Consider the following 17,101-nt stretch of genomic DNA (forward strand, 5'->3'; position numbering starts at 1 on the left):
GTATTTGCGCAAAATAACCATGTAGGAGGCCCACTCATCGTGCCCAAAATTCTCATTGTTGGTGGCGGCTACGCCGGTTTCTACACGGCCTGGAAGCTCGAGAAATGGCTGCGATCCGGCGAGGCAGAGGTCACGATCGTGGACCCGCTGCCGTACATGACCTATCAGCCGTTCCTGCCGGAGGTCGCCGCCGGTTCAATTGAACCGCGCCACGCGGTCGTCTCGCAGCGTCGACACCTCAAGAAGACCAACATCGTCTCGGCCAAGGTGACGCACATCAACCACGCGGAGAAGAAGGCCACCATCACGCCTCCCACCGGCGATTCGTGGGACTTCGACTACGACATCGTCGTGGTGACCGCCGGCGCCGTGTCGCGCACCTTCCCGATCCCGGGCGTCGCCGACCAGGCGATCGGCCTCAAGACGATCGAGGAAGCGGTCGCCATTCGCGATCGTGTGCTGACGAACTTCGATAAGGCCGCAGCGCTTCCCGCCGGCCCCGAGCGTGACCGTCTGCTCACGTTTGTCGTTGTCGGTGGCGGTTTCGCCGGCATCGAGATCTTCGCCGAGCTGCGTTCCTTTGCGACCTCGCTGCTCACCTCGTATCCCGAGATCAGCTTCGACGAGGTGCACTTCCACCTGATCGAGGCAATGGGACGCATCATGCCCGAGGTCTCGCTGAAGACGAGCCTGTGGGTCATCGACAATCTCGCTGCCCGCGGCGCTCAGATCCACCTCGACACGCAGCTGAAGAGCGCCGTCGACGGTGTCATCGAACTCTCCACCGGCGAGACGTTCGAGACCGACCTCATCGTCTGGACCGCCGGCGTCATGGCGAACCCGACCATCGTGCGCCACACCGACCTTCCCATCGAGGACCGCGGTCGCCTGCAGGTGCGCGCCGACCTGCGCGTGGGAACCGAAGACGACATCGTCGCCGATGCCTGGGGTGCCGGGGACGTCAGTGCCGTCCCCGACCTCAGCGGCGGCGGAGTGGGCGGCAACTGTGTCCCCAACGCCCAGCACGCCGTACGTCAGGGCAAGCTCCTCGCCAAGAACATCGTGGCCGTGCTGCGTGGCGAAGGCCCCCAGGAGTATCTGCACAAGAACCTCGGAGCCGTCGCCGGTCTCGGCGTCGGAATCGGTGTCTTCCAGTCCGGCAAGATCGCGATCACCGGCCTGCCGGCCTGGTTCGCGCACCGTGGCTACCACGGCATGGCCATGCCGAGCTGGGAGCGCAAGCTGCGCGTGGTCTGGGGTTGGGTGAACAACTTCTTCCTCGGTCGCGACATCGTGTCCCTGAGCGCAGTTCAGACGCCTCGCGCCGCCTTCGAGGAGTTCGCCTCGCGTCCGAAGCCCCCGGTGGAAGCGTCTGCCCCGGCAGCCGCAGCGCCTCGCGCGCCGCGTGCGCCTCGTGCCCCGCGCAAACCCATCGTCAAGGCTGCCAAGCCCGCTGCGACGGATACCGCGGCCCTGTCGACGACACCCGAATCGGCCCCGACCGATGCGGTCGTTGACGAGGTCATCGCCGAGCGCGACGCCGCACAGGCATCCGCTTCGAAGTAACGCCCGTCGCGGTGCGTGCATCGCACCGCTTACGCTAGAAGCGTTCGAGAACGTTCGAACGCGCCCCCGTAGCCCAATCGGCAGAGGCAAACGACTTAAAATCGTTCAAGTCTGGGTTCAAATCCCAGTGGGGGCACCACGTCTTAATCCGCAGCGTCAGCGCAATGCGCGCGGCGGGCGGCGATGGCTGGCACGAGGCTCGCTGTTTCCTGCCAGCGAAGGTCCAGACGGCTGTTTCTGCCCGGTCCTCTCGGCCCTACGCGTCGGCCTTCGGTCGTCGAGGCCTGACGCTCGCGGTCAGGCCGATCAGGAGCCCCACGGTGATGGCCAGGAGCGTCTCCGCCAGGGCGCTGCCGGGGCCCCACAGGGTTGGACCTCGCAGCGCATCGAAAGTTTCGAGCGCGCCCGTTGTGATCAATGCGATCAGAGCACCGCCCGCCCCAAGACTCAGCGCGCGGCGAATCGGGAGGGGCCGCTCAACCCGGGCACGCACGTAGATCGCCGCACCGGACACCGCGACGAGCGGGGACTGCCGCACGGTCATCTGCGGGTCATGACCCGGCGGCACAGGGCGACGAACGGGTTTACGCGCGGTTCGCCGTTTTCCTGAACTGCCACGACGCGAACACCGTTGGAGAACGCGACGTAGTTTCGGATATTCTCGGCCGCCGACGTCGGGTCGGGGTAGTACCACGCGGCATTGGCGTTCTTCTGCCCGTCGACGGAGAGCGTGTAGTACTGCGCCGTTCCCTTCCACGCGCACTGCGACGTCAGGGACGCCTTGGAGAAGTGCACAGAGATCAGTGACGTCGGCGGGAAGTAGTGGTTGCCCTCCACCCGGATGGTTTCTTCGGACTCCGCCAACACGACGTCATTCCAGATTGCCTGGTACATGGGCTGCTCCCTGCGAGTTGTGTGCGGGAAGACCCGCGGATGTATCCACTGTAGGAACCGTGGAGGCGCGGGCTCCGTGATCTGGGACACACAAGGGCGCAGGACTGATTAAGACGATGCCGATGCGTTACCGGCTGAGGGCTTCGAGTGTCGCGATGATTTCGTCGCCACGGGCAAGGTAATCCTGGAGTTTGGTGCGACGTTCCAGTGCCTGCTCAAGGTACCCGTCGAGCTTGACGCGGGTTCCCGGCGTGTCGGCCGCCGCGTTGTCGCTTTGCAGCGTTTGGATGATGTGGAGGATGTCCGCCATGTCCTCGAGGGAGAACCCGAGCGCCTTGATCTGCCGAATCAGCAACAGCCGGTCCAGGTCGTCCGCGGTATAAAGGCGGAAGCCACCCTCGGAGCGGCCAGAGGGTTTCAGCAGCCCGACCTCGTCGTAGTGCCGAATTGTGCGCAGTGACATTTTGCTTTTCTCGGCCAGCTCGCCAATGTGCATGATCATGTTCGGCCCTTGCTCCGTCGTCATGTGCGGGTTCCGTTTTCCTCGTCGTGAAACTCTACCCTTACGTTAGGGTAGAGTGCGTACCAGGCCGAAGTTCCACAGTAAGCCAGTCTTTGCCACGTGCTGCCTCCGGCGCTCGTGGCGCGCTCGTCGCAGAGTGAAGCCCGTATTCCCGTTCTGATTTCGATCGGACGCTCGTTATCTGGAGATTTTCATGGCATTTGCTCCCCGGCCAGGTACGGCCAGCCGCTACACCCCTAATCCGTCTGTGATGACGGCCCTGCGGTCGCCGCGGTTGCTCACCCGGGAGGTGCTCGCCGGCCTGGTTGTGGCGATGGCGCTCATCCCCGAAGCGATTGCGTTCTCCGTCATTGCCGGCGTCGACCCGCGACTGGGGTTGTTTTCGTCGTTTGTGATGGCGGTTTCAATTGCGTTCCTCGGGGGGCGTCCGGCGATGATCACGGCGGCGACCGGCGCCGTTGCGCTGGTGATCGCGCCGGTCGCTCGGGACTACGGCATTGAGTATTTCCTCGCCACGGTGATCCTGGCCGGTATCTTCCAGATTTTGCTCGCCGTTCTCGGTGTCGCGAAGCTGATGCGGTTCATTCCGCGCAGTGTCATGGTGGGTTTCGTGAACGCCCTCGCCATCTTGATCTTCACCTCGCAGCTGCCGCAGCTGCTCGGGGTGCCGTTCATGGTCTACCCGCTCGTAGCCATCGGGATCATTATCATGATCGTGATGCCCCGCATCACGAAGGTGGTGCCGGCGCCGCTGGTGGCGATCCTGGTCCTCACCATCGCGACGGTCGTGATCGCCATCAACGTGCCCACCATCGGCGATCAGGGCGAACTGCCCACGACCCTGCCGCAATGGATCTTCCCGGACGTGCCGCTGAACCTTGAAACGTTCCGCATCATCGCGCCGTTCTCGCTGGGCATGGCGTTGGTCGGTATTCTCGAATCCCTCATGGCCGCCAAGCTCGTGGACGAGATCACCGACACGCATTCCCGCAAGACCCGGGAAGCGTGGGGCCAGGGTGTGGCCAACATGCTTTCCGGGTTCTTCGGCGGCATGGGCGGCTGCGCCATGATCGGCCAGACGATGATCAACGTCAAGGCGTCCGGTGCCCGCACCCGCATCTCTACGTTCCTCGCCGGTGTGTTCCTGCTCGTGCTCGTGCTGGGCCTCGGCGACCTGCTCGCCGTCGTGCCGATGGCCGCCCTGGTCTCGGTGATGATCATCGTGTCGTACCTCACGTTCGACTGGCACAGCATCCGCCTGTCCACCCTGAAGCGGATGCCCAAGAGCGAGACGACCGTCATGGTCGCCACCGTCATCGTCATCGTCGCCACCCACAACCTCGCCATCGGCGTCGTTGTCGGCGTGATCATCGCCATGGTGGCCTTCGCCCGCCGGGTCGCGCACCTCGTCACCGTCGAACGCTCGCTGCCCGAAGACGCAGAGGTTCCCACCGCGTTGTACACGGTGGACGGGGCACTGTTCTTCGCCTCGAGCAACGACCTGACCACCCAGTTCTACTACCACGACGACCCCGACAACATTGTGATCGACATCTCCGCCTCCCACATCTGGGATGCCTCCACCGTCGCCTCCCTCGACGCGATCACGACCAAGTACGAACGCCTGGGCAAAACGGTCGACATCATCGGCATGAACAAAGCCAGCAGCAAACTGCACACCCGCCTCGGCGGCCGCCTCGACGGCGGACACTGATCCTGCCCTTTCGGCACGCTGTAAGCTGAGTCCTCGTCCCTGAGCGCTCGTTGCGCAGGACGGACAATGTCGCTGGAGTCGGCGGCCGCTCGAAAGGAAACCATGAGCCTGATCAGGCTGAACGACGTCAGTGTTCGATTTGAGAAGACCCAGATTCTGCGCGAGGCGTTCTTTCGCCTCGAACCGGGTGACCGGGTGGGCCTGATCGGCAAGAACGGGTCGGGAAAGTCGACGATCCTCAAGCTGATCCTCGACCAGGTGTCGCCCGACGCGGGCACGGTCACGCTGGAGCCGGGCACCCGCGTGGGCTATTTCTCTCAATTCTCCGAGCTCAACGGTGCGTCGACGATCACCGAGGTGCTCGATGCCTTGTTCGTCGACGTCAAGGCGGTCGAGGCGGAGCTCGCTGCAATCGATGCGGCCATTGCGCGTGACTCATCCGCCAGTGCCGCCCTCGACGTCCTGATCGCGCGCCAGGCCGAGCTGTTCGAGGACATGGACCGTCTGGATGGCTGGGACTACAAGCGCCACATCGACACGGCCCTCACGACCCTCGGCTTTGATGAGGCGCACCGTGTGTGCGCCATCGACGACCTGTCCGGTGGCTGGCGCAACCGCGCCGCCCTCGCCAAGATCGTGCTCGAGGCACCGGACGTGCTCCTGCTCGACGAGCCGACCAACTACCTCGACGTTGCCGGTGTGGAGTGGCTCGAAGCGTGGTTCCGCGACTTCCGTGGCGCCGCCATCGTCGTCTCGCACGACCGCAAGTTTCTCGACGCCGTCGTCACCCGCATCATCGAGGTCGAGAATTATCACCTGCACGAGTACCCCGGTAACTTCGGCGAATACGTCGTGCAGAAGCAGTTCCGCCTCAAGACCCTCGACGCACAGTACGTGCACGAGTCAGAACTGCTCGCGTTCGAGGCGGAGGGCATCTCCGACCGTCGCGAGGCGGCGAAAGCGGAAAGCCGAAAGCTCGGCAACAAGCTCGCCCACATCAAGAAGTCCAGGGCTCCCCGCCCGGTCGACCAGATCATCACGGAGATCTACGGCTCGCTGCACGTCAAGGACGCACTGTGCCGGGTGGAAGAGCTGGGCAAGTCCTACGGCGACAAGGTGCTGTTCAGCGACCTGACGTTCGAGATCCGTCGCGGCAACCGCATCGTCGTGCTCGGCCCCAACGGAAGCGGCAAGACCTCGCTGCTGCGCGTACTGACCGGCGAGGAGCCGGCCGATTCCGGATCCGTCAACTGGGCATCCGGCGCGGGAGTCGTCTCGTACAACCAGGTCCTCGCCGAACTCGACGAGACCGACACGGTCAGTCACGCCGTCAACGCGATGCCGGGAAGCCTGGCCCTCATCGCCACACGCAAATCGGTGAACCGCTTCCTCGCAATGTTCCAGTTCTCCGACGCCGACCTCAAACAGAAGATCGGCAACCTGTCCGGTGGGCAGCGAGCCCGGGTGGCCATGGCGCAGTGCCTGCTCTCCGGTGCCTCTGTGCTGCTGCTCGACGAACCGACGAACCACCTCGACATGTCAAGCACCCAGGTGATGGAACGCGCCCTGCTGCACTTCCCTGGCGCCGTCGTCGTGGTCAGCCACGACCGCTTCTTCAGCGACAAGATCGCCAACCGTTTTCTCGTCTTCGGGACGGATGCCGCGGAGCCGGGCGAGATCGACGTTCGGGTCGCGTAACGGCGCGCGGCGCGGCGGCGGCGTCTTTTAGCTCAGGCGGTCGAGGTACCGAAGGATGATGCCTTCGCGCAGGGCCCACGGAGACACCTCCAGTTCCTCTGCCTTGAAGGCTGACATGGCCTCGCCCAGCACGATTCCGCCGGCGACGATTTGGAACGTGCGATCCGCGGTGATGCCAGGAAGCGCCGGTCTCGCGTCAGCCGGGATGCGGGCCAGGCGGGGGACCCAGTCGTTTAGCTGTGAGCGCCCGACGCGCAACCGATCACCGGAGCCGACGCCGTCGGACGTGGAGCCGGCGAGCCGGGCGAGCGACCGGATGGTCTTGGACGAACCGACGATGTGGTGGGGCGCCGGCAGCGCGGCAAACGCCCCGACGGATTCCTTGAGTACCTTCGCGGCGTGGCGGCGGAGCGCGGCGACCTCATCGGGCATCGGCGGATCATGGTGCAGAAAACCGATGGTGGACCGGCCGGCCCCGAGGGGCAGGGATAGGGCGACGTCGGGAACCTCGCCCGCACCGGATGCGATCTCCAGGGAACCGCCGCCAATGTCGAAGAGCAGAATATTCTCCGCCGACCAGCCGTACCAGCGTCGCACGGCGAGGAACGTCAGCCGAGCCTCGTCCGCACCGGAAAGCACCTGGAGGGCGACGCCGGTTTCGCGTTCCACGCGATCAAGCAGCTCCGGCCCATTGGTGGCCTCGCGGAGCGCCGACGTGGCGAAGGGCAGTAGTTCGTCGATCTGGTGCCCAGCGGCGAAGTCGGCGGCATTCTGCACGGCCGTGAGCACGGCCGCGACCCCCTCGTCGCTGATCGCACCGTCCGGCGTGATGTAGCGCATCAGCCGCAGCACCGCCTTATCGGCGGCCATGGGCAGGGGAGGAGCGCCCGCGTGGGCGTCGACGATGAGCAGGTGGACGGTATTCGACCCGACGTCGAGGACTCCTAAGCGCACATTTTTACGATAGCCCCTGTCAGAGCTGTGTTGGAGCCACGAACCGTTGCCACGCCCAGGCCCCTCCGCTCAGCGCGGCAAAGATACCGGCGGCCACCCAGAGCAGCGGCACCCGTCCGGCACTCTGCCACACGTCAATCACCGGGGACAGCACGGCAAAGAGCAGGGTGAACGCGGCGACCATGAGGCCAGCCCAGAACAGGGGCGACCACGCGAGCACGCTCCGGCCGCTCGTGCGGCCCAGGGGTACGAGAACGAGCACAGCGGACCCAATTGACGCGAGCACCACGGTGTTCACGATTTCCGCGACGAGGCTGCTCACCAGCCCGGCGGCCGTGGGGAGCGCGCCGAGGGTGGTCCAGCCCACGATCGCGAGGGCCATGAGGCTTGCGGCGCGAACCGCGGCGAGTTGTCCCCGCTGGGCAATCGTCGGCCCCGCGGCAATCGTGACGCTGCCGAGGAGACCGAACAGCAGGACGGGGTGAATGTCGAGCACGCGCGATCCAATCGCCGCCACGGCGACCAGCGCAAGGTAGCGCGGCAGGAATGTGATGGTCGCATCGATGTGCATCACCCGGGTGCTCCACCACAGGGGCACCACGGCGGCCGAGAGGTTGACGAGGAGCAGCGCGACGATCACGGCGACGAGCAGGCGCAGGTAGGCCGGCTGGGAGACGACCGGGCCCGACAACATCACCAGGGTCGCGGCGGCAACGAGCGCGGCTCCGCCGAGAAGCCACCGATTCAACTGTACGGTGGGAGCGGTTTCGAACTCATCGCGTGCCCGGTTGCGCCCGGCAATCGACGTGGCGCTCCACAGCGGGCGGCCGCCCCTGGCCCGCGAGATGGTTCCCGCCAGCAGGCGCGCAGGAAGGGCGAGCAGAAGCATCGCCCCGAGGGCAAGGAGAACGGCCTGCAGCCAGGGGAAGGGCGCCGTCGTGAACGGGGACGACACCGCTGCCGTGAACCGGGTCGGAGCATTCCACTGCCCGGGTGTGACCCCCGCGGCGGGGCCCTCGCTGGACGCTGAGGGGCTCGGAGTGGGGACCGGCGCGACGGGGGCGGCGTCGCCCGTGGCGGAGGGCGAGGGGATCGAAGCCTCCGGGACCGGTGTGGCCATTCCGCTGGGACGTGGACTGGGCGTCGGCGTTCGGGTGGCGGTGGGGGCGGGCGGTGCCACATATGCCACCCTGAGGCCGGGGCTGCCGCGGCTCACATTGCCGGCAGCGTCTTGCTGTACCGCCACGAGGGAGTACGAACCGACGGCGATGCCGCCGACGGTGCAGGTCCACGCGCCGGCGGTGACTGTCGTCGTGCACACCGAGTAGGCGCCGGCAAACACCGTGACCGTTGTACCGTTTTCACCGGTTCCCACGTAGGTGGTCCCCGCCACGGGAATCTGAGTCCCGGCGGCGGGGGCGGTGATGATCGGGGGATTGGGCCGGTCAATGTCGAACGCTATCGACACCGTTGGGCTCGGGTTCGACGAGTTCTGTCCGCTGTAGATTGCGCGCTGCCGTGCCGACACGTCACGGGACCCGCTCGACGTCACCCCGTCGAGGTAGCAGGCCCAGGCCCCTGAACCATCTGCCGTGGTCGTGCAGTCCGCCCCGTTCGCCACGGTCACGGTGACGGATGCCCCGGGGTGGCCCGTGCCGCGAACCAGGCCGTTCGATACCCCACCGGTCACCGTTGGGGGTGCAAGCACCGTGACCGTGATCTCGTCCGACAGCGTCGAATCGCCCGTGACGACAACGCGCAGCGTCACGGCTGAGAAACTTGGCAGCGACGCATTGCGGCAGGACCACCGGGTGGTCCCGTCCGGGGCGATAATGCACAGCGGATCACCGCCGGTCGGGGAGAGCAGTTGTACCTCGGAGGATGCGTCGCGGGTGCCGGACACGGTCGTGGTCGAGCTCCCGATGAAAGCTCCCGCTGAGGGGTTCGTGATGACGGGGGAGGCAACCTGCTGGGCCGTCGCGTTCGGAGTCGGGGTGGTGGTGGCCGTTTCGGCACCGTTCTCGGTGGTCGATGCGGCGAACGCCTGGTGGGGCATGGCGATGGGTATCAAGACGCTCGCGAGCGTGACGAGAACCAGCAGTGCAGCGCGAAGCACTCCGGGTCGCGGAGGCGACGTCGCGGAGGCGATATGTTTGCAGGAGGTCAGGTGGCCCACCCCACCATTTGACGAGGCGAAACGGCCAAAGTCAACTTGGAACCGCGCTTCGATGACACTTTTTTACGTGCCGGGAGAATGCGCAGGAAAAGGCTACCGACAACCGGTTTTCGGCGGGGTCCCGGCACCGGTCACAACCCTGGCCACCACACCCCGCATCGGGGGTCACCTGGAGGCAACCTAATGAAAGCTGCGTCGTGATTCTGCGTACGGCTCCGTGGCGTAACTGGGGTCGCACCGAGTCCGTGCGCCCGGTTCGGATGGAGCGTCCGGCGACGGTGGGAGCGGTGCAGCGTGCGGTGCAGGCCGCTGCCCGTGCCGGACTGCGCGTCAAGGCGGTGGGCTCCGGGCACAGCTTCACGGGGATCGCGCTCGCCCCCGGTGTGCAGCTCGACCTGCACAACCTCACGCTGCCCGCCGGGGTCGCCGGGGGAGACGCCGTGATCAGCGTCGATGCCGAGACGGCCAGGGTCACCGTTGCCGGCGGCGTGACCCTGCACCGGCTGACGCGGTTGCTTGCCGGGCACGGACTGGCCCTCACCAACCTCGGCGACATCGACATGCAGACCGTGGCCGGGGCCATTTCGACGGGCACGCATGGAACTGGTGGCCGGTTCCAGGGGATCGCCAGCCAGGTCGTGGCCCTCACGCTCGTGGTCGCTGACGGGACGCTGCTGCGCGTTGGCGATACCGAACATGCGGACCTGCTTCCGGCGGCCCGGCTCGGCCTCGGAGCTCTCGGCATCATTGTCGACGTCACGCTGCAGTGCGTCCCGACCTTTGTGCTGCATGCCGTGCAGAAAACCGAAGACCTCGACGAGGTGTTGGAGACCTACCTGCAGCGCTCCGCGTCAGGTGACCACTTCGAATTCTTCTGGTTTCCGCACACGACGCTCGCCCTGACGAAAACAAACACCCGCCTTTCTGCTGCGGCGCCCGGTGCCCGCACGTCCCGGGTGCCCCGCTGGATCGATGACGAACTGCTCGCCAATGGCCTGTACCGGGCCGTGTGCGATCTGGGCACGGCGATTCCCGCGCTCGTACCCCCCCTCGCCCGCATGGCCGCCACGGCCACCGGCAGCAAGGAATTCACGGATTCCTCGGCGCGGGTGTTCGCGACCAGCCGCACGGTGCGCTTCCGCGAGATGGAATATGCCCTGCCACGGAGCCGGGTGCCCGACGCCGTTCGCGCGGTGCGGGCGCTCATCGACGCGCGGGGCTGGCGCATTTCGTTTCCGATCGAAGTGCGCTGCGCGGCCGCCGACGACCTGTGGCTGTCGACCGCCAGCGGGCGGGACACCGGCTACGTGTCCGTGCACCGCTACGTTCGCGAAGACCCGGAGGAGTATTTTCGCGCCGTCGAGGAGATCATGCTTGAGCACGGCGGACGCCCGCACTGGGGCAAGCTTCACTACCAGGATGCCGACGCGCTGCGGGATCGGTACCCGCACTTCGATGATTTTCGTGCGGTTCGTGACAGGCTCGACCCGGAGCGTCGCTTCGCTAACCGCTATCTGGAAAGAGTCCTCGGCCCGTGAGTATGCAGTCCGCCCGCAACATCCGTTCGAAACCGCGCCCGACCGCCTCCGAATCCCGTGACTGGCCCCACCGCACGGCAGAGCTCGGTGACCTGCTGCCCGATGGTTTCTCGATGGGCGTCTCGACGACCGCGTTCCAGGTTGAGGGAGCAGCCAGAGACGGCGGACGCGGCGACTCCGTGTGGGACACGTTCAGCGCGGCATCCGCTCGCATCCGGGACGGGTCGAACGCATCCGTCGCCGCCGATCATCTCAACAAGCTCGCTGAGGACGCCACGCTGCTGCGGGAGCTCGGCGTGGACGCCTACCGGTTTTCCCTCTCGTGGCCGCGACTGCAGGCACAGGGACGCGGGGCGCTGAACCGCAACGGCCTCGCGTTCTACGACCGCCTGCTTGACGAGCTTCTCGTCGGTGGCATCAGCCCCACGGTGACCCTGTCGCACTGGGACACCCCGACGGCACTGCGCGGCGGCTGGCTCAATCGCGACACGGCCGGTCGCTTCGCTGATTACGCCCACGCGGTCGGGGAGGCGCTCGGAGATCGCGTTGACGCGTGGGTCACCCTGGACGACCCGGCGACCGTCATGCTCCAGGGCTACGCGCTCGGCACCGACGCACCGGGCCACGCACTGCTCTTCGACGCCCTGCCCGCAGCCCACCACCAGCTCCTCGCCCACGGCCTCGCCGTGCAGGGCCTGCGGGCAGCGGATGTGCAGGGCCAGATCGGGATCGCCAACGCCCACTCGCCCGTGGAATCGTTGACCGATCGGGAGCAGGATCGCTCCTACGCGGCGCTTTACGACCTGCTCCACAACCGGATCTTCGCCGACCCCGTGCTGCTGGGACGCTACCCGGACCCGCTCGAGCCCTTCGCCGTGGAACTGCGCGGCCTGCTCGAGGCCGATCCGGCCGACCTGGCCGTGATTCACCAACCACTCGATTTCTACGGCCTGAACTACGCCGGTCCGACGCGCATTGCCGCCGGTACGGGGCGCACGATCTTCGTGGATGATCCGGCACCCGTGGCACCGGCCTTCCCCTTCCACAGCGCGCCGTTCCGTGAGTTCCCGGTCACCGGTACCGGCCAGGTGAGCGCGCCGGAGTACCTCGGGGTGGCTTTCGCCGAGCTGCACACTCGCTACGGAGACCTTCTTCCTCCCGTGCTCATCACGTCCCTCGGGGCCGGCTACGGCGACCAGGCGGACGCGCGCGGCACCGTGCGCGACCCCTTGCGCATCGACTACCTCGGGGAACACCTGAAGGCCGCCGTCACCGCGGTACAGCCGAATGGCATGGCGGCGGGCGTTCGGCTCACGGGCTGCTTCGTGCGGTCGTTCCTCGACGGTTTCGAATGGTCCGCCGGGTATGCCGAGAGGTTCGGGCTCGTTCACGTGTCGTTCACGGATGGGATGACCACTCGCACGCCGAAGGACTCCTACCGCTGGCTGCAGAAGGTGCTGGCCGCTCGCTAGTAGAGCCGACGACGGTCGGCGCAGCAGCGTGATCGATCCGACCAAGACGGAACGCTCACGCACCCGTGCGCGCCGTTAGTGTGGCCTCCCACTTAGCTTTGAGTCTGGTGAGAAGCGGAGGGGAGCCTCAGAACTCTTGGTTAGTATGGTGCTGCATCGCGCGGAAACGCCGGCGACCCAACGGTCCCGCAACACCTGTGCACAACCAGAGTTCTCGCTCGGCTCAACATACAAGGAGACGCTGCCATGGAATGGCTCATCCCGGTCCTGATCGTCGTTGCCCTCGCTGCCATTGTCGGCATCTATCTCTGGGCAACGTACAACTCCCTCGTGACCCTCAAGGTGCGAGTTGACGAGGCCTGGAGCGACATCACCGTTCAGCTGAAGCGACGCGCCGACCTCCTGCCCAACCTGATTGAAACGGTCAAGGGATACGCGGCTCATGAAAAAGGCGTGTTTGAGAGTGTGACGAAGGCGCGTGCCGAGACGCTGTCTGCGCAGAGCCCCGCCGACGCATCCGTGGCGGAGAACCACATGCAGACGGCGCTGAAGAGCATCTTTGCCGTGGCCGAGGCGTATCCCCAGCTGCAGGCGAGCCAGAATTACCTGCAGCTGCAGGGCGAGCTGGTCGACACCGAAGACAAGATTCAGGCGTCACGCCGGTTCTACAACGGTGGCGTACGTGAGTTCAACACCAAGATCAAGGTCTTCCCGAACCACTTGTTTGCCCGCAACCTCGGTTTCTCCGAGCGTGACTTCTTCGAGGTGGCAGACTCCGCAGCGATTGCGGAGCCGCCTCGCGTGCAGTTCTAACGGGGCGCGCACATGTACAGCGCGATAGCCAGGAACAAACGCAACACCGTTTTCATCATGGTGTTCTTTTTCGCGATCATTGCCGGGCTTGGGTGGCTGGCAAATGTTACCTACGGCAATGGCGGTTACGGAATCCTCATTGCCACCGTGGTGATTGCCGGGCTGTATGTGCTGATTCAGTATTTCGCGGCCGGTCGGCAGGCGATCACCCTCGCCGGGGGAATCAAGCTCAACAGCAAGTCCGACAACCCTCGGTTGTGGCGCATCGTGGAGAATCTCTCGATCACAACCGGCACGCCCATGCCTGAGGTCTACATCATCAACGACCCGGCGCCGAATGCGTTCGCAACCGGGCGAGACCCGAAGCACGCCATTGTGGCCGCAACCACCGGACTCATCGAGATCATGGACGATTCGGAGCTCGAAGGCGTGATGGCTCACGAACTCGGCCACGTGCGGAACTACGACATTCGCGTGTCGATGGTCGTTTTCGGCCTCGTTGTGGCTATCGGCTTCATCTCGGACATATTTCTGCGCATGGCGTTCTTCGGCCGGGGCCGCAACGGCAGCCCCGTCGTCATGGTCTTCGGACTCGTGGCAATGGTCGTGGCGCCGATCATCGCCACCATCGTGCAGCTCGCCGTCTCCCGCCAGCGTGAGTACCTCGCAGATGCGACCGGTGCGCTCACGACGCGGCACCCGGATGCGCTCGCGAGCGCCCTCAACAAGCTCGGCGAGTACGGTCGCCCGATGCGCAAGCAGAACACGTCGATGGCGCACCTGTGGATCGCCGATCCGCTCAAACCCGGCATGATGAGCAAGCTCTTCGCAACGCACCCTCCGATTGCCGACCGCATCGAGCGTCTCTCGGCCATGGGTCGCAAGTTCTAGATCTACCAGGCATGGCGTTGGTGCCCTAAGCACTGACCCGGGTGCTGGCCGATGCGGTCCGGGGGTCCGTGTGATGCCGAGGCGATAGCGCAAGCGAGGGCGCTCATCGGCCGCCGTCTCAGTGTCGGTGGGTGGTGTCACACTTGTTTCATGACAACCACCATTGACGGTGTTTTCGTTGATCTGACCGGGTCATTGGCTCGGTCGGGTATATCCGCGGCGTCGTTCGCGGAGTTGTCCGACGACGAGTCGGAGAACACCCACCGGGCCATTGCCCAGCTCTCGCGCGAGGTCGCCAAGTACGTCGCACTGTCGGCCGCGAACGTCGCCTGCCGCTCCGACTGGGCGCTCGGCCGGGAGGGTCTCGCGCGCAAGAAGGGCTACGGCACCGCAGAGGACTACGTCCAGGCCCTGGGTGGCGGTGGCGGGAGCACCAAAGCGGACACCCGCCGCCTGATCGAGGCCGGCACGATGGCCGCCGAGGCCGAAACCGCCCGGGCCAGGCAGGAGCAGGCCGATACTCACGCCGTGGCACACCCGGAGTCGCCGCCGGTGGCCGTGTACACGCCGTGGTTCGCGCCGCTTGGCTCCGCCGTCACCGACGGAACCCTCAGCACCGACGCCGCCACGGCCATCCGCCGGGGCCTCGGCGAACCGGCGATCGGGGTGACGGAAGAGATGCTCGCCGACGCGGTCGTCGCCCTGATCGCCGAGTGCCGCACCGTGAACGCGGACCAGGCGGCGAAGGTGGCGCGGCAGTGCCGGGACTCCATTGATGCCGCCGGTGTCGCTTCCCGCGCCGACGCCATGCGAGCCCGTCAATACCTCCGGGTCTGGGACAAGCCCGACGGGATGCTGCACGGGAGCTTCGAACTGGATCCGGAGAACGGGTCGTATTTCAAGGACTTTCTGTTGCAGATCACCGGCCCGCGCCAAGGTGGGCCGCGGTTTGTGGAGAAGGGTGAGAAGGAGCGGGCCCAGCGCATCATCGCCGACCCGCGGTCAAACTCGTCGTCATTGAGGCCCCGGCACCGACACCGGCACCCGGGCAGAGCGCCTCGGGCCAACTGCTCCTGGCGAACGGGTTCGTCGAAGGCACTACCGATGCGGTACCGCCCGCCACGATCGATCGAATGGTGTGCAACTCCGGTTTCACACCGGTGTTATTCAGTCGAGACGGCACCGTGCTCGACGTCGGACGCGAGCAACGTCTCTTCACCCAGGCGCAACGCGCGGCACTCGCGCTCCGGGACGGCGGGTGCATGTGGCCGGACTGCCACCGACCACCCAGCTTTTCCGAAGCCCACCACCTGCACCGCTGGAACGCCGACGGGGGCCTCACCAATCTCGATGACGGCATCCTGCTCTGCGTTCGAGATCACCTCCGCCTCCACAATGACCGGTGGGAGATCACCCGCACCGGCACCGAGTTTTGGCTGATCCCACCGCCGACCGCCGACACCACCCGCACCCCCATCCGCCTGGTCAGCACATCAGCACTGAATCCACGGTCGCCACTCCGTCAACACGCCTGAACACGAGCGCAACGTCGCGGTAGTCGGTCGTGTCACCAACGGGACGGACGAGTACACCGAGCGCATCGCCTCGGCTCAGTTACCCGCAGCGGTTAGGAGCGCAGAGCGCGCGCCAGCGCGGGCGCGAGGGTCCCGCGGGGCACGACCACAATGTCGGACAGGTTCTGCCAGGCCGCGGCCTCCCGCAGAACCGGTGCCAGCCGTTCTGCGGTGTCGGCGGGGGCACCTGCTTCGCTCCAGGCCGCCTGCACGCGCAGCACACCGGCCTGTCGGTCGTTCTTGAGGTCGACCCGGCCGACGATGGCCTCGTCGAGCAGGATCGGCAGCGAGTAGTAGCCGAACACCCGCTTCGGCTCCGGGGTGTAGATCTCGATCCGGTAGTGAAAGTTGAACATGCGCAGGGCGCGCGCTCGTTCCCAGACCACAGGGTCGAACGGCGAGAGCACGGTCGCCGCCTGGATCCGGCGGGGGAGCCGTGCGTCCCGGTGCATCCACGCCGCGGCTGACTTCGTGCCCCACTCCGGTACGGTCACGGCCGTGAGGTCACCCGAATCCTCCAGCTCGCGGATGGCGTGCAGGGTCGGGGCTGCCTTGAGTCGAAAGTAGTCGGCGAGGTCTTTGGCGGTGCCGATGCCGTGCGCCCGGGCGGCCAGGCCGATGAGCTCTCGGTGCGCATCCGGTTTCGTCACCGTTCGGCCCAGCAGTTCGGGAGAGTACACCTGCTCCGGGAGCCCGTACACCCGCTCGAACCGGACACGACCCGCCGCAGCGACATCACCCCACCGAAAGAGGGTCTCGAGGCCGAGCTTCACGTCTGACCAGCCCCACCACGGGCCACTGCGCTTGTTGGCGTCGTGTTCCACCTCGCTCGCCCGCATCGGGCCGTTCGCGGCGAGGGCGGCGAGCAACCAGTTCAGCAGGGGCCGGTTGGCGGCCGCCCAGGAATCCGACGTTCGCGCGGCGAGCGAACGGTACTGCTCCATGCGCCAGCGAAACAGCGGCCAGGTGTCGAGCGGCAGATAGGACGCTTCGTGCGCCCAATACTCGGTGAGACGTGCACCCGGGCCCGTCGTGAGCCGGTCAAGCTGCGCCTTGTCGTAGTGACCGAGCCGACTGAACGCGGGCAGGTAGTGGCTGCGCTCGAACACGTTGACCGAGTCGATTTGCAGCAGGCCGAGGCGGTTCACGAGCGCGTGAAGCTGACGGATGCCCGGAGTCGTCGCCGTGGACCGCGCCCCGAACCCCTGCGCCGCGACGGCAACTCGTCGGGCGAGAGCCGCCGAAACCGTCTGCACCATCTTTCTCACACTAGCCGCAAGCGGCGTGT

At 66.2% G+C, this 17,101-nt stretch carries 14 protein-coding genes and 1 tRNA gene; 9 read left to right on the forward strand and 6 right to left on the reverse strand.

Annotation, left to right across the window (positions count from 1 at the left end; all coding sequences use genetic code 11):
• The first annotated feature begins 39 nt into the window (after window positions 1–39).
• Window positions 40–1,566 (forward strand): NAD(P)/FAD-dependent oxidoreductase, encoded by a 1,527-nt coding sequence (locus EDD25_RS12490; RefSeq protein WP_134173560.1) that lies wholly within the window; start codon window positions 40–42, stop codon window positions 1,564–1,566.
• Between the two features lie 62 nt (window positions 1,567–1,628).
• Window positions 1,629–1,705, forward strand: a tRNA-Leu gene (locus EDD25_RS12495).
• Window positions 1,706–1,822: 117 nt separating this feature from the next.
• On the opposite strand, the gene EDD25_RS12500 is transcribed toward EDD25_RS12495, so the two are convergent.
• From EDD25_RS12500 to EDD25_RS12510, 3 genes are all read right to left on the reverse strand, one after another.
• Window positions 1,823–2,110, reverse strand: a complete 288-nt coding sequence (locus tag EDD25_RS12500; protein ID WP_134173562.1) for a hypothetical protein — start codon at window positions 2,108–2,110, stop codon at window positions 1,823–1,825.
• The gene (locus EDD25_RS12505; protein ID WP_134173564.1) at window positions 2,107–2,460 is read right to left on the reverse strand and encodes a DUF427 domain-containing protein; all 354 of its coding nucleotides are present in this window, start codon (window positions 2,458–2,460) and stop codon (window positions 2,107–2,109) included. The genes EDD25_RS12500 and EDD25_RS12505 overlap by 4 nt, the downstream gene beginning before the upstream one ends.
• Window positions 2,461–2,587: 127 nt before the next feature.
• Complete coding sequence (locus EDD25_RS12510) at window positions 2,588–2,986, reverse strand: MerR family transcriptional regulator (RefSeq protein ID WP_134173566.1); 399 nt, start codon at window positions 2,984–2,986, stop codon at window positions 2,588–2,590.
• 190 nt (window positions 2,987–3,176) lie between these two features.
• Between EDD25_RS12510 and EDD25_RS12515 the strand changes: the two genes are divergently transcribed.
• Both EDD25_RS12515 and EDD25_RS12520 read left to right on the forward strand, forming a co-directional pair.
• A complete protein-coding gene (locus tag EDD25_RS12515; RefSeq protein ID WP_134173568.1) occupies window positions 3,177–4,697 on the forward strand; it encodes a SulP family inorganic anion transporter in 1,521 nt (506 codons plus the stop codon).
• Between the two features lie 102 nt (window positions 4,698–4,799).
• The gene (locus EDD25_RS12520; RefSeq protein ID WP_134173570.1) at window positions 4,800–6,395 is read left to right on the forward strand and encodes an ABC-F family ATP-binding cassette domain-containing protein; all 1,596 of its coding nucleotides are present in this window, start codon (window positions 4,800–4,802) and stop codon (window positions 6,393–6,395) included.
• A gap of 27 nt (window positions 6,396–6,422) precedes the next feature.
• Here EDD25_RS12520 and EDD25_RS12525 read toward each other — a convergent pair whose 3' ends face one another.
• Window positions 6,423–7,349 (reverse strand): Ppx/GppA phosphatase family protein, encoded by a 927-nt coding sequence (locus EDD25_RS12525; protein ID WP_134173572.1) that lies wholly within the window; start codon window positions 7,347–7,349, stop codon window positions 6,423–6,425.
• Between the two features lie 19 nt (window positions 7,350–7,368).
• A complete protein-coding gene (locus EDD25_RS12530; RefSeq protein ID WP_134173574.1) occupies window positions 7,369–9,465 on the reverse strand; it encodes an Ig-like domain-containing protein in 2,097 nt (698 codons plus the stop codon).
• 257 nt (window positions 9,466–9,722) lie between these two features.
• On the opposite strand from EDD25_RS12530, the gene EDD25_RS12535 reads away from it, so the two are divergent.
• From EDD25_RS12535 to EDD25_RS12555, 5 genes are all read left to right on the forward strand, one after another.
• Window positions 9,723–11,063, forward strand: a complete 1,341-nt coding sequence (locus tag EDD25_RS12535; RefSeq protein WP_277871702.1) for a D-arabinono-1,4-lactone oxidase — start codon at window positions 9,723–9,725, stop codon at window positions 11,061–11,063.
• Between the two features lie 2 nt (window positions 11,064–11,065).
• Window positions 11,066–12,535, forward strand: a complete 1,470-nt coding sequence (locus tag EDD25_RS12540; protein ID WP_134175464.1) for a glycoside hydrolase family 1 protein — start codon at window positions 11,066–11,068, stop codon at window positions 12,533–12,535.
• 246 nt (window positions 12,536–12,781) lie between these two features.
• On the forward strand, window positions 12,782–13,348 hold the full coding sequence (locus EDD25_RS12545; protein WP_134173576.1) for a LemA family protein: 567 nt from the start codon (window positions 12,782–12,784) through the stop codon (window positions 13,346–13,348).
• Between the two features lie 12 nt (window positions 13,349–13,360).
• Window positions 13,361–14,239, forward strand: coding sequence for a M48 family metalloprotease (locus EDD25_RS12550; protein WP_134173578.1), 879 nt, complete (start codon window positions 13,361–13,363; stop codon window positions 14,237–14,239).
• A 150-nt stretch (window positions 14,240–14,389) separates the two neighbouring features.
• Entirely contained in the window at window positions 14,390–15,679 is a 1,290-nt protein-coding gene (locus tag EDD25_RS12555; RefSeq protein WP_166671293.1) for a DUF222 domain-containing protein, read from the forward strand.
• 187 nt (window positions 15,680–15,866) lie between these two features.
• On the opposite strand, the gene EDD25_RS12560 is transcribed toward EDD25_RS12555, so the two are convergent.
• The gene (locus EDD25_RS12560; RefSeq protein WP_134173581.1) at window positions 15,867–17,072 is read right to left on the reverse strand and encodes a winged helix-turn-helix domain-containing protein; all 1,206 of its coding nucleotides are present in this window, start codon (window positions 17,070–17,072) and stop codon (window positions 15,867–15,869) included.
• Window positions 17,073–17,101: the final 29 nt, after the last annotated feature.

Origin of the sequence: Cryobacterium psychrophilum (assembly GCF_004365915.1) — a bacterium.
Taxonomy (GTDB): domain Bacteria; phylum Actinomycetota; class Actinomycetes; order Actinomycetales; family Microbacteriaceae; genus Cryobacterium; species Cryobacterium psychrophilum.